Origin of the sequence: Micromonospora sp. WMMC415 (assembly GCF_009707425.1) — a bacterium.
Lineage (GTDB): Bacteria > Actinomycetota > Actinomycetes > Mycobacteriales > Micromonosporaceae > Micromonospora.
Window position 1 is genome coordinate 1,617,353 of the sequence record NZ_CP046104.1, and the last position, 12,223, is coordinate 1,629,575.

Sequence of the window (12,223 nt, forward strand, 5' to 3'; positions counted from 1 at the left end):
GCCGACTGGAGGTGGTTCGGCCCTGCGTCAGCGCGTACCAGGCCCGCATTTCGTAGGCCCAGCCCGAGATGGCAGCGCCGGCTTCCTCGCCCAGCCCTCGGATGAGCGTGGGACTGGTGGAGGATGACGCGATGAGTGCCGAGTCGGTTGAGGCGCTGGCCAGAACAGAACGCCTCGTGCTGCGGAAGGTCCGGGCGCACGACCTACCGGTGCTTGGGCGGATGTGGCAGGACCCGGTGATGCGGCGCTACCTCGGCGGCCCGGTGTCTGACGAGGTGGCGGCCGAACGGCGTGCGGGTGACCCCACGGGCGGGCTGATGGTGACGAGGAGTTCTGGAGAGATCGTCGGCTGGTGCCACCTCGGCCGGTACCGGACGGGGGACTTGGAACTGTCGTACATCTTCCTGCCGGAGTGGTGGGGACGTGGTTACGCCCGGGAGGGGTGCACGGCGGCCATCGGTCTTGCCTTCGACCGGTTCCCGGACGCCTCCCGGCTGGTCGCCGTCACGCAGGAGGCGAATCGTCGATCGGTCTGCCTCCTGGAAGCCCTCGGCATGGTCCGGGTCGACACCTTCGAGGAGTTCGGCGCGCGCCAGGTGATGTACGCGATCGACCGCCAGCGGGCAGCGTCGGGGGCGGGGGCAGATCGTCGGCACCTGGACGCGGAAGCGTCGCGCGACGGCGAGAAGTAGCAGCTCAGCGCGGCTGTCCAGACCAAGATCGCAGACGCCCTTCAAATCCGTCGCGAAAGCTATCCGCTCTCGTCGGCATCCGTGCGCCGTTGTGACTTCGGGAGACTCTGCCCCCTTGTCAATCGAACCTAGACTCAATGCATGAAGCGTCTGCGTCTCCGGGTGGTGGCGCAGCTTGTCGGGTTCCTGCTCTGGCTTGCGTCAGGTGCCGGATTGTGGTTGGGCTGGCCCGATGAGATCACGTCGCTACTGCTCGCCGCAGGGCTGCTTGTGTTTAATGGTCCGAATGTCATCGCAACTCGGCGAGAAAGAGAATTCAAGCCACCGAAGACTGCGGAAGGGGTTCTGAGGTGGTATCCGAAGTGGTGGGCCTGACCGCCTTCCCGCGGATCTTCTTGGGGTATGTGTCCACCGCGATGCACGAGGATGCGACCGGAGTAGACGTACCTGATTCGGGCGTCCCTGAAGGCTGTGGGCAGCTTGGCTCTGCGGCTGGTGACGACCGCCGCCGAGCACGCCCGCGCTCTCCACGAGAAGTCGGTGAGCTGGTCCCCGCCGGCCCCGGGCGCAAAATCGCGTTTTGGTCCGCCGGTTGCCCGGCCGCTGGGAAACTGGGCCGTGTCAGCCCCGCCGGCGCCCGGGCGCCGGTCGAACCGATCCGGCAGGTGGAGAGCATGTCCAACGACGAGATCCGTCCCTTCCGGCTCGACACGCCGGAGGAAGCAATCGCCGACCTGCGTCGCCGGGTCGCGGCCACGCGCTGGCCTTCCCGAGAGCTGGTGAACGATCGCTCCCAGGGTGTGCAGCTGGCGACGGTCCAGGAACTGGCCCGCTACTGGACGACCGATCACGACTGGCGCGCCTTCGAGTCGAAGCTCAACTCCCTGCCGCAGTTCACGACCGACATCGACGGCGTCGAGATCCACTTCATCCACGTGCGGTCGCAGCACGAGAACGCCCTGCCGCTGATCATGACGCACGGCTGGCCGGGCTCGGTCGTCGAACTGCTCGGGACCGTCGGCCCGCTCACCGACCCGACCGCGTACGGCGGGCGGGCCGAGGACGCCTTCCACCTGGTGCTGCCGTCCCTGCCCGGCTACGGCTTCTCCGGGCAGCCGACCGAGCTCGGCTGGGAGAACGGCCGCATCGCGGGCGCGTGGGCGGAGCTGATGAAGCGCCTCGGCTACCCGCGCTACGTCGCCCAGGGGGGCGACGTGGGCGCCGCTGTCACGGACGCGATGGGCCGCCAGGCGCCCGAGGGGCTGCTCGGCATCCACGTCAACCTGCTCGCCGGGGCGCTCGGATTCAAGGACCAACTGCCGGCTGAGTCCGAGCAGGAACGCGTGGCGCTCGAGGCGCTCAACACGTTCACGACGGACGGCTTCGGCTACTTCCTGGAGCAGCAGACGCGGCCGCAGACGATCGGCTACTCCCTGCTGGATTCACCCGTGGGGTTGGCGGCGTGGATGCTCGACCACGACACGGACAGCTACTACAAGATGGCCCGCGCGTTCGTCGACGGGCAGCCGACGGGCGGCCTCACCCGGGACACCATCGTCGACAACATCACCCTGTACTGGCTGACCGGCACCGGCGCCTCGGCCGCCCGGTGGTACTGGGAGTTCGGACGCTTCCTGGCCGCGGCCCAGGCGTCCGGCCAGGCTCCTCCGCCGGTCTCGGTTCCGGTCGGCTTCACGACGTTCCCTGGCGAGATCTGGGCTGCCCCGCGCAGCTGGGTCGAGACGGCCTACCCCGGCGTCGCCTACTTCAACGAGGTCGACAGGGGCGGCCATTTCCCCGCCTGGGAGGAGCCCGACCTGTTCGCGAACGAGGTGCGGGCCGCGTTCCGGCCGCTGCGGTGATCCTGAGCCCGCTCCCGTTCGCGCAGGTCGCCTCGCCGCACGCCCGCCTACCAGCGGCGGTTCATCAAGAGTGAGGCGGTTGGCACGCACCATCGGACGGGTCCGTCACAGCGTCATGGGGCTTGTTGGGGATTTGCGCGAGCGACCGACCCGTCGCCCGCCCCGGCTGACCCGCCCGGACGGCTCGGCCCAGGCGGTTCCGTCCGATCCGCCCTGTCGAAGCTCCGCTCCCGGGCGATGCGTCTGTATAGTGACCGATGTCGTTGAACTGGTCGGGTCGACCACGAGGGCGGCATCCCCCGTGGCTGGTCGCCCTGCGCCCATGCAATTTGCACCAGAAGTCGTATTCGGCGGACAGTGAAGCGGCGCGCACGGTGCGACACCGCTGAGCAGGCTTCCGGTGGAGACGGTCCGAGCCGAACGGTGCGAGCTCGCAAACGGTCGGCCCAGGCGGGCTATCTGCGCTTTCCTGCGTCCGTGCCATGTGGCACGATCGTGGGCACCTTCACCATCCCTGGCACCTTTTCCTGACAGGAGCAAACATGTCTGGTCGAAATTTGGGCCGGCTGCTTGGCTCGCTTCTCGTACTGGCCGCGCTCGTGGGCGGCAGCTTCGTCGGTGACCTCTGGGGCCTGGGGGACGCGCAGACGATGGACATCATCTGGAACATGCCGGCGCCGCGCTGACCCGTCCGTCCCGTGAGGTGAACCAGCAGCGTCGGCGAGGGGGCGTGGCATGGCGGGTCGAGGCCGTACCGGTCCCCGCCCGACGGAGTACGCCTGGTTGATCACCGGGCCGATGGCGCTACTCGCCGTCGTCTGCTCGACGGTCGTCGGTCTCGTCGCGCCGGAGCCCTTCGCGGGCCTGCCACTGGCGGCGGTGCTGCTCGTCACCATGGTGGCCGGCGGGATCCCGGTGCTGAACTTCACCGTCCGGCGGCAGTCCATCGGCGTGACGCTCACCGAGATACCGCTCGTGCTCGCGTTCTACCTCGTCGGGCCGCTGGCGGTGGTGACGATCTACACGCTCGCGGCGGTCATCACGCACATCCGGCACCGGTTCGGCCCCACCAAGTTCTGGTTCAACGTGGCCCGCGCCGCCGCCGGTGCGTCCCTCGCCGTCCTCGTCCTGCAGGCGCTCCCGCCGGTGCGGGGAGTCGGCCCCGGCACCTGGCTGACCCTCTTCGCGGCGGCCAGCATGGTCATCCTGGTGAGCATCACCTCCGTGGCCGGCGTGCACACGCTCCTGCAGGGCTGGCAGGCCGGCCGGGAGGCCCTCCGGAAGTCCCCGCCGGCGCTCCTCGCCGTAGCCATCAACATCGCCAGCGGCCTGGTCGTCCTCATCCTGGTCGCCACCACCTGGTGGTCGTTGCTGCTGCTCGCCGGGCTCATCCTCGCGCTGGCCCTGGTCTACCGCGCGTACGCGCAGTTCTTCCGGCAGCACCGCACGCTCTCCGACATGTACGACCTCAGCCGCGCGGTGGGTGAGAGCGGCCAGGACGGGACCCTGCCGGACGCGCTGCTCGGCCGCGTCCGGGCGCTGATGCAGGCGGAGTACGCCACCCTCTGGCTGCCCGCTCAGGGGCGGCATCCGGAGGTGCTGCTCACGGCCCGGAACGACGACCAGAGCCTGCTCGATCTCGCCCGGACTCCCGCCGCGCTCCGGGAACGGGCCCGCGCGGAGGGCCGTACCGTCGCCATCGGCCGCAGCCTGACCACGGACCTGGACCTGCGCGGCGTCGTGGCGGCGCACCGGGTGAAGGACGTGATCGTGCTTCCGCTCCGGTCCGGCCAGGCGGTGATCGGGACCCTGGAGGTGGCCAACCGGCTGGGCGACAGCAACAACTTCGCCCGCACGGACATCACGTTGTTCGAGACGGTCGCCGCCCACGCGGCGGTGGCGCTGGAGAATTCGCGTCTGGTCGACCGGCTGCGCCACGACGCGCACCACGACACCCTTACCCGGCTGCCCAACCGGCGGCGGATCACCGCGGCGCTCGACGAGGCGGTCAAGATCCGGGCTCCGGGCGAGGTCGTGGCGCTGCTGCTGTTCGACGTCGAGCGGTTGCGGCAGGTCAACGAGTCGCTGGGGCACGCGGCCGGGGACAAGGTCCTCGTCGAGGTCGCCGACCGGCTGCGCGCGTGCGCGCCGTCGTCCGCGCTGGTGGGCCGCGCGGGCGGTGACGAGTTCCTGGTGACGCTCCGGCTGGAGAGCGCCGACGCCGCACTGGAGATGGCGGCGCGGATGCGCGACCAGATCCGGGACCAGATGATGTTCGACGCGCTCACCCTCGACGTCGACACCGCGGTGGGCGTCGCCGTCCACCCGGATCACGGCAGCGACGCGGCCATCCTGCTGCAACGGGTCGACCTGGCGGCCACGGCGGCCAAGTCCGTGCCGGGCAGCGTCCAGTTGTTCAACGCGGCCCTGGAGTCCCGGTCGCTGCGCCGCCTCGGCCTCGCCGGCGACCTGCGGCGGGCGCTGGACGACGGGGAGCTCGAGGTCTACTTCCAGCCGAAGGTCACCCTGCGGGACCGCCGGCTGGTCGGCGTCGAGTGCCTGGCCCGGTGGGATGATCCGGCGCACGGGACGGTCTCGCCGGAGGACTTCGTGGCGGTCGCGGAGCACACCGGCCAGCTGGGCCGGCTCACCGAGTTCGTGCTCCGGGAGGGCCTGCGGCGCAGTCGGGACTGGGCGCACGGGGGCCACCCGCTCTCCGTCGCGGTCAACCTCTCTCCGCGTACGCTGACCGACCCGCACTTCCCGGCCCGGGTGGGCGAGCTGCTCGACGAGTACGGCGTGCCGCCGCAGCGGCTCACGCTGGAGATCCGGGAGTCCGGGGTGCTGGACGGCACGGACCGCCCGATACCGACCCTGCGCCGCCTGCGGGACCTGGGCGTACGTCTCTCGGTGGACGACTTCGGCACCGGTGACTCATCGCTGGCGCACCTGCGGCGGCTCCCGGTGCACGAGGTGAAGGTCGACCGCTCGTTCGTGCAGGGCATGGCCACCGACCCGGGCGACCTGGCGATCGTGAACGCCGTGGTCACGCTCTCCCAGCAGTTCGGGCTGGCCGTGGTGGCCGAGGGCGTGGAGAGCGAACTGACCCTGGAGCTCCTCCAGGACATCGGCTGCGAGATCGGCCAGGGTTTCCTGTTCAGCCGTCCGCTGCCGTACGAGCGCCTGGAGGCCTGGTTCGGCGCCCAGGTCGACCCCGAGGCGGTTCCCGCGGGGGAGCTGCCGCGCCTCCGGGTTGTGCCCTGAGCTGCGCACACGTGCCACCGGGGGATCCGATTTCACCTCGGCCAGCCGGCCGTGTACTCTTACCTCTGCGCGGCCACCGAGTGATCGCGCAGGCCCCCTTAGCTCAGTCGGCAGAGCGTCTCCATGGTAAGGAGAAGGTCTACGGTTCGATTCCGTAAGGGGGCTCAGAGGGTCCGGCTGGACCCGCCACGGCGGTGTAGCTCAGATGGCAGAGCAAGCGGCTCATAATCGCTGTGTCGCCGGTTCAAGTCCGGCCACCGCTACTCTCGTCCACCGGGCCGCTCCGGCGGTCGGTGGGATGGGCGCCACAGGCGCCCACTTTGCATGTGCGCGTAGTCAGCGCGTAGGCTGATGCGCCGTAGTTGTCACCATTAGCGAGGAAGGCACTCCGCCGTGGCGAAGGCGACCGATGTCCGGCCGAAGATCACTTTGGCGTGTGTGGAGTGCAAGGAGCGCAACTACATCACGCGCAAGAACCGTCGTAACGACCCGGACCGCATCGAGCTGAAGAAGTTCTGCCCGCGCGACGGCCGGCACACAGTCCACCGCGAGACCCGCTGACCTGCGGCCGGCCCCGCCGGCCCGGTCCCGAGCACGTCCGATCGCCGATCCGCCGGCCCCGGCGTGGCCCTGAGCCACCGCTAGCCGTGCGGATCGGCGATTGTGTTTCCCGTGTAGGTTCGCGACATGTCCCTGGACCCGTCCTTCGTCGGCCGGACGTACCCGCCGACCGCCCCCTACCAGGTGGGCCGAGAAAAGATCCGCGAGTTCGCGACGGCCATCGGTGCCAGCGACCCGGCCCACCACGACCCGGAGGCCGCCCGTGCGCTCGGCCACCCGGACGTGGTCGCGCCGCCGACCTTTCCGGTGGTGCTCACCATGGCCGCCAGCCGGCAGATCGTCGAGGACCCGGCCCTGGGCGTCGACTACAGCCGCGTCGTGCACGGCGACCAGCGGTTCGCGTACACCCGCCCGGTGGTCGCGGGCGACGAGCTGATCTGCGCCAACACCATCGAGGACGTCAGCAACCGCGGTGGGCACGGTTTCCTGACCACCCGGACCGAGGTCACCACGTCGGCCGGCGAGCCGGTGGTCACCGTCTGGTCGAAGATCGTCGTACGCGGGGAGGGCTGAGATGGATCTGCCGGCCAAGACGTTCCGGGTGACGCGCGCGGACCTGGTCCGCTACGCGGGCGCCTCGGGCGACTTCAACCCCATCCACTGGAGCGACCGGATCGCCACCAAGGTCGGGCTGCCCGGCGTGATCGCCCACGGCATGTTCACGATGGCGCTGGTCGGCCGGGCGGTGGCGGAGTGGGCCGGTGCCCCCGACGCGGTGGTCGACTACGGCGTCCGGTTCACCCGTCCGGTGGTGGTGCCGGACGACGACCAGGGCACCGAGATCGAGGTGACGGCGACCGTCCGCGAGGTCACCGAAGACGGCCTGACCAGGCTCGACATCACCGCCACCTGCCTGGGCGAGAAGGTGCTGTCGCAGGCGAAGGCGACCATCCGGACGCCCCGCTGAGCGATCTCGCGACGCGCGATGGGTGGACCGGTTGGGAAAGTCGTGGCACTACCCGTACACTGGTCCGCCGTGGGGCTCGTGACCCCTGCCTGGCCATGTGTGGCGGGGTGGGGTGATCGTCGCCGCACAGGGGTGTAGCTCAATTGGCAGAGCAGCGGTCTCCAAAACCGCAGGCTGCAGGTTCAAGTCCTGTCACCCCTGCGCCTCAGGCCTGACCGTTCCCGTGGGTCGCGCCGCCGTCCGGCGGCGTCCGGCCCGTGGTGGTGGTATCGGCGGGGTGGTTCCGAGGCACTCGGGGCCCTCCGGTTCGATCCGCCGGCCGCGGCCCGTCGCGGGACGGTCGGGCCGGCCGGCGTGACCAGGCGCCGCGCACGTCGCGACGGCGTGCGAACCGACATCCCGCGACGGAGGGCGAAGTGGCCGACAACAAGCGGCGCGGCGAGGACGCCGACGACGAGCGTCTGAACGACGAGTTCGACGCCGCCGGCGACGACGCCGAGGACGCCGAGGAGGCCGAGGAGCCGGTCTCCCGGGGTGGCACCGCGACCCGGTCGCGGGCCCGGGCGGAGTCGGCCGACCGGCCGAAGACCCGCACGGAGACCGAGAAGGTCGGGCCGTTCGGGCGCATCGCCCGATTCATCCGCGAGGTCGTCGCCGAACTGCGTAAGGTCATCTGGCCGACGCGCAAGGAGCTGCTGACCTACACCGCCGTGGTGGTCGCATTCGTTACGGTGGTTACCGCCCTCGTGGTCGGATTCGACTACGTGTTCGCGAAGGGCGTGTTGTGGGTCTTCGGCAACCCCAGCTGACCGGCGAGATCTGCCGATAGTGACGGAAGTGAGCGAGCGTGCCTGAGTACGACGAGACCGCCGGACCCGCGGACGAGCAGTCCACGGTCGCGACGGCGGCTGGTGACGAGTCGGTCGAGGCCGCCAGCGCGCCGGAGGCTCCCGCCAGCGGGGCCACCGAGGACGAGGAGTTCGATCCGGTCGCCGAGCTGCGCCAGAAGCTGCGCTACGCGCCGGGCGACTGGTACGTGGTGCACTCGTACGCCGGCTACGAGAACAAGGTCAAGACCAACCTCGAGACCCGGATCACGTCCCTCGACATGGAGGACTACATCTACCAGGTCGAGGTCCCGACCCGGGAAGAGGTCGAGGTCAAGAACGGCAAGCGGTCGCAGGTGCAGGCCAAGGTCTTCCCGGGCTACATCCTGGTCCGCATGGAGCTGACCGCGGAGTCGTACTCCTGCGTGCGCAACACGCCGGGCGTGACCGGCTTCGTGGGCGCCACCGACCGGGCCGACCGCCCGGCGCCGCTGAGCCTCGACGAGGTGCTCAAGTGGCTGGCGCCGGCCGTCGAGACCGAGCAGAAGAAGGCCAAGCCCGAGGTCAAGGTCCTCGACTTCGAGGTCGGCGACTCGGTCACCGTCACCGACGGGGCCTTCGCGTCCCTCCCGGCGACGATCAGCGAGATCAACGCGGACCAGCAGAAGCTCAAGGTGCTGGTGTCGATCTTCGGCCGGGAGACGCCGGTCGAGTTGAACTTCAACCAGGTCGCCAAGATCTGACATCCGGTACGCCGGCGGAGGGTGCAGCCCACCGCCGGCGTACGCGTTTCCAGCCCTCGCCGGACCTCGGCGGACCGGGTGGTGGAGCGCTGCGCTACCCTAGAACGTCGCCGTCTTCGCGGTGCGCTGACCGTGCGTGCCCGCAGCCGGTGCGAATCCCCGTTCCAAGTCCCAGGAAGAGACATGCCTCCGAAGAAGAAGCTCGTCAAGACGTTCACGCTTCAGCTGCCGGCGGGCCAGGCCACCCCGGCGCCGCCGGTCGGCCCCGCGCTCGGCCAGCACGGCGTGAACATCATGGAGTTCTGCAAGTCCTACAACGCGCAGACCGAGTCGCAGCGGGGCGACATCGTCCCCGCCGAGATCAGCGTCTACGAGGACCGCACGTTCACCTTCGTGCTGAAGACCCCGCCCGCCGCCCGGTTGCTGATCAAGGCCGCCGGTGTGCAGAAGGGTTCGGGCGTCCCGCACAAGGAGAAGGTCGGCCAGGTCACCCGCGCCCAGGTGCGTGAGATCGCCGAGAAGAAGATGGCGGACCTCAACGCCAACGACCTCGACCAGGCCGAGAAGATCATCGCCGGCACCGCCCGGTCGATGGGCCTGAACGTCGTCGACTGACCTTCGGCCGACACCGCGCCGAACCCGTTCGTGGGAGGGCACGCGAGCGCCGCTGCCCGCCAGAGACCACAGGAGTAACCACAGATGCAGCGCAGCAAGAACTACCGCAAGGCCGCCGAGGTCATCGACCGGTCCAAGCTCTACACCCCGGCCGAGGCCGTGAAGCTGGCCAAGGAGACCACCTCCGTCAAGTTCGACGCCACGGTCGAGGTCGCGATGCGCCTCGGCGTCGACCCCCGCAAGGCGGACCAGATGGTCCGCGGCACGGTCAACCTGCCGCACGGCACCGGTAAGACCGCCCGCGTGATCGTGTTCGCCGCCGGCGCGAAGGCCGAGGAGGCCGCCGCGGCCGGTGCGGACGAGGTGGGCACCGACGAGCTGGTCGCCCGGATCCAGGGCGGTTGGCTCGACTTCGACGCGGCGATCGCCACGCCGGACCAGATGGCCAAGATCGGTCGGATCGCGCGGATCCTGGGCCCGCGCGGTCTCATGCCGAACCCGAAGACCGGCACGGTGACCATGGACGTCGCCAAGGCCGTCTCGGACATCAAGGGCGGTAAGATCACCTTCCGGGTGGACAAGCACTCCAACCTGCACCTGATCATCGGCAAGGCCTCGTTCTCCGAGGCCCAGCTGATCGACAACTACGCGGCGGTCCTGGACGAGATCCTGCGGGCCAAGCCGTCCGCCGCCAAGGGCAAGTACCTGAAGAAGGTCACGCTCACCACCACCATGGGCCCGGGCGTCCCGATCGACCCGAACGTGGTGAAGAACCTGCAGGAGACCTCGGCCGAGAGCTGAGCACGACTGCCCCGACGGGGCCCCGCCACGATGTGGCGGGGCCCCGTCCGTCTGTCCGTCCGGGCGCTGGCGGGCCCGCTCCCCGGACCGACCGGTGTTGCTGACGGGCGGGGCGCAGGCCTGGGCGACGGTGGCGCTCGTCGGGTACGCCCACGGGAACCGGCGCGCCTGAGGGCCGCGTCGGGGGGTGAGCGGGCGCACTGCGGGGGCGATTTGGCGGTCACGGTGGGTGTCGCGTAACCTTGTCGCGTAGTTCCACCCAGAGACCGCTGGTCACCGTGCTTCGGCACGGTCGAAGGTCCCGCTACCGACGGGCGACCCGCGTAGGGCGGCAAGCGAAACCGGCTTCTGCACGTGGTCCGCCGACCGCGTCGTGGCCGCCGGCCCTCGCCCCGTGCGCCCTGCGCCGGGGCTTTTCTCGTTGGTGCGATGCCTCCGTCTCCGTCGCGAGCATCCCGCTCGTCGGCGGTGACCAGCCTCGAGCAACGAGAGAGGAGGGACATGGCGGACAAGCCGATCCGGGCCGACAAGGCCACGGCCGTCGCTGAGCTGACCGAGAGCTTCCGCAACGCGGGGGCGACCGTGCTGACCGAGTACCGCGGTCTGACGGTTTCCCAGCTCACCCAGCTGCGGCGCTCGCTCGGCAAGGAGACCAGCTACACGGTCGCGAAGAACACGCTGGCCAAGCGTGCGGCGGTCGACGCGGGCATCTCCGGCCTCGACGAGCTGTTCACCGGTCCTACCGCGCTGACTTTCGTTTCGGGCGACGTCGTCGAGGCGGCGAAGGGGCTTCGCGACTTCGCGAAGGCCAACCCGAAGCTCGTCATCAAGGGCGGTGTCTTCGAGGGCAAGGCCATCTCCGCGGCCGAGGTCACGAAGCTCGCCGACCTGGAGTCCCGTGAGGTGCTGCTGGCCAAGCTGGCCGGCGCCATGAAGGGCAACCTGAGCAAGGCCGCGGCCCTGTTCCAGGCCCCGCTCGCCAAGACCGCGCGTCTGGCGGCCGCCCTGCAGGACAAGCGCGAGAAGGAGGGCGCCGAGGCGGCCTGAGGCCTCCCGGCGCACCCACGTTCTTAGTTTTCACTTTGAGAAAGGACGCCAGACATGGCGAAGCTCAGCACCGAAGAGCTGCTCGACGCGTTCAAGGAGATGACGCTGATCGAGCTCTCCGAGTTCGTGAAGCAGTTCGAGGAGACCTTCGAGGTCACCGCCGCCGCTCCGGTTGCCATGGGCGTTGCCGCCCCGGGCGCCCCGGGTGCGGCCGCCGAGGCCGAGCCGGAGAAGGACGAGTTCGACGTCATCCTCGACGCCGACGGTGGCAAGAAGATCCAGGTCATCAAGGTCGTGCGTGAGCTGACCGGCCTGGGCCTGAAGGAGGCCAAGGACCTCGTCGAGGCCGCGCCGAAGCCGGTCCTGGAGAAGGTCAACAAGGAGACCGCCGACAAGGCCAAGGCCAAGCTCGAGGGCGAGGGCGCCAAGGTCACCCTCAAGTGACCTGAGGTACGACCTGACGCGCGTCCGGCTCACGTGAGCCGGGGCACACACCGCGTCACGACGGGCGGCGATCCGGGAATCGGATCGCCGCCCGTCGCGTTGGTGGCTCCGGCGGCAGCGCACGTGAGCAGGGCGGTCGGCGTCCGGTGTGGCGCGCCGCCGGGGTGCCGGGCGGTGACCCGGGGGAGGGAAAGGCACGGCGAGCCGGAGACCGGCCCTTGACGCGGCACCGGCCTGCCAGGCACGCTGACACCAGCAAGACCTTCCGCGCTTGCAACGGCCACCACTTGGGTAATGGCAGCGGCGACGCCATCGCCGGCGACACCTGAGTGGCCCGGTGGGACGTCGCGTTCCGAGCGGCCCGGTGTGACCCCGTCTGAGGGGTCCCGGGGCACGTTCC

Annotated in this window: 14 protein-coding genes and 3 tRNA genes; all 17 read left to right on the plus strand. The window is 70.0% G+C overall.

All coding sequences use genetic code 11. From position 1 onward, the window contains the following. Positions 1 to 131: 131 nt before the first annotated feature. The 17 genes from GKC29_RS07920 (at position 132) to rplL (ending at position 11,823) form a co-directional block, all read left to right on the plus strand. Positions 132 to 692, plus strand: a complete 561-nt coding sequence (locus GKC29_RS07920; RefSeq protein ID WP_196255835.1) for a GNAT family N-acetyltransferase — start codon at positions 132 to 134, stop codon at positions 690 to 692. Between the two features lie 141 nt (positions 693 to 833). Then, positions 834 to 1,067 (plus strand): hypothetical protein, encoded by a 234-nt coding sequence (locus GKC29_RS07925; protein WP_155330210.1) that lies wholly within the window; start codon positions 834 to 836, stop codon positions 1,065 to 1,067. A gap of 299 nt (positions 1,068 to 1,366) precedes the next feature. Next, positions 1,367 to 2,554: an epoxide hydrolase family protein gene (locus tag GKC29_RS07930; protein ID WP_155330211.1), complete on the plus strand. Its 1,188-nt coding sequence runs from the start codon at positions 1,367 to 1,369 to the stop codon at positions 2,552 to 2,554. Positions 2,555 to 3,096: 542 nt separating this feature from the next. Then, positions 3,097 to 3,240 (plus strand): hypothetical protein, encoded by a 144-nt coding sequence (locus GKC29_RS29510; protein WP_196255836.1) that lies wholly within the window; start codon positions 3,097 to 3,099, stop codon positions 3,238 to 3,240. A 49-nt stretch (positions 3,241 to 3,289) separates the two neighbouring features. After that, a complete protein-coding gene (locus GKC29_RS07935) occupies positions 3,290 to 5,818 on the plus strand; it encodes a bifunctional diguanylate cyclase/phosphodiesterase (protein WP_155330212.1) in 2,529 nt (842 codons plus the stop codon). Between the two features lie 92 nt (positions 5,819 to 5,910). Then, positions 5,911 to 5,983: transfer RNA gene (locus GKC29_RS07940), tRNA-Thr, on the plus strand. Positions 5,984 to 6,008: 25 nt separating this feature from the next. Next, positions 6,009 to 6,081, plus strand: a tRNA-Met gene (locus GKC29_RS07945). A gap of 130 nt (positions 6,082 to 6,211) precedes the next feature. Then, positions 6,212 to 6,379, plus strand: coding sequence for a 50S ribosomal protein L33 (gene rpmG / locus GKC29_RS07950; RefSeq protein ID WP_007073056.1), 168 nt, complete (start codon positions 6,212 to 6,214; stop codon positions 6,377 to 6,379). Between the two features lie 126 nt (positions 6,380 to 6,505). Then, positions 6,506 to 6,952: a MaoC family dehydratase N-terminal domain-containing protein gene (locus GKC29_RS07955; protein ID WP_155330213.1), complete on the plus strand. Its 447-nt coding sequence runs from the start codon at positions 6,506 to 6,508 to the stop codon at positions 6,950 to 6,952. A gap of 1 nt (position 6,953) precedes the next feature. Next, positions 6,954 to 7,346 (plus strand): MaoC family dehydratase, encoded by a 393-nt coding sequence (locus GKC29_RS07960; protein ID WP_155330214.1) that lies wholly within the window; start codon positions 6,954 to 6,956, stop codon positions 7,344 to 7,346. Between the two features lie 128 nt (positions 7,347 to 7,474). Next, positions 7,475 to 7,547, plus strand: a tRNA-Trp gene (locus GKC29_RS07965). A 215-nt stretch (positions 7,548 to 7,762) separates the two neighbouring features. Further along, positions 7,763 to 8,155 carry a preprotein translocase subunit SecE gene (secE, locus tag GKC29_RS07970; protein WP_155330215.1) on the plus strand — a complete coding sequence of 131 codons (393 nt, stop codon included), beginning with the start codon at positions 7,763 to 7,765 and terminating at the stop codon, positions 8,153 to 8,155. Between the two features lie 38 nt (positions 8,156 to 8,193). Beyond that, on the plus strand, positions 8,194 to 8,916 hold the full coding sequence (gene nusG, locus GKC29_RS07975) for a transcription termination/antitermination protein NusG (RefSeq protein ID WP_155330216.1): 723 nt from the start codon (positions 8,194 to 8,196) through the stop codon (positions 8,914 to 8,916). Between the two features lie 183 nt (positions 8,917 to 9,099). Then, complete coding sequence (rplK, locus tag GKC29_RS07980) at positions 9,100 to 9,531, plus strand: 50S ribosomal protein L11 (protein ID WP_155330217.1); 432 nt, start codon at positions 9,100 to 9,102, stop codon at positions 9,529 to 9,531. A gap of 84 nt (positions 9,532 to 9,615) precedes the next feature. Further along, complete coding sequence (gene rplA / locus GKC29_RS07985) at positions 9,616 to 10,332, plus strand: 50S ribosomal protein L1 (RefSeq protein WP_155330218.1); 717 nt, start codon at positions 9,616 to 9,618, stop codon at positions 10,330 to 10,332. Positions 10,333 to 10,833: 501 nt separating this feature from the next. Then, positions 10,834 to 11,379, plus strand: coding sequence for a 50S ribosomal protein L10 (gene rplJ, locus GKC29_RS07990; RefSeq protein WP_155330219.1), 546 nt, complete (start codon positions 10,834 to 10,836; stop codon positions 11,377 to 11,379). Between the two features lie 54 nt (positions 11,380 to 11,433). Further along, positions 11,434 to 11,823, plus strand: coding sequence for a 50S ribosomal protein L7/L12 (gene rplL, locus GKC29_RS07995; RefSeq protein ID WP_155330220.1), 390 nt, complete (start codon positions 11,434 to 11,436; stop codon positions 11,821 to 11,823). Positions 11,824 to 12,223: the final 400 nt, after the last annotated feature.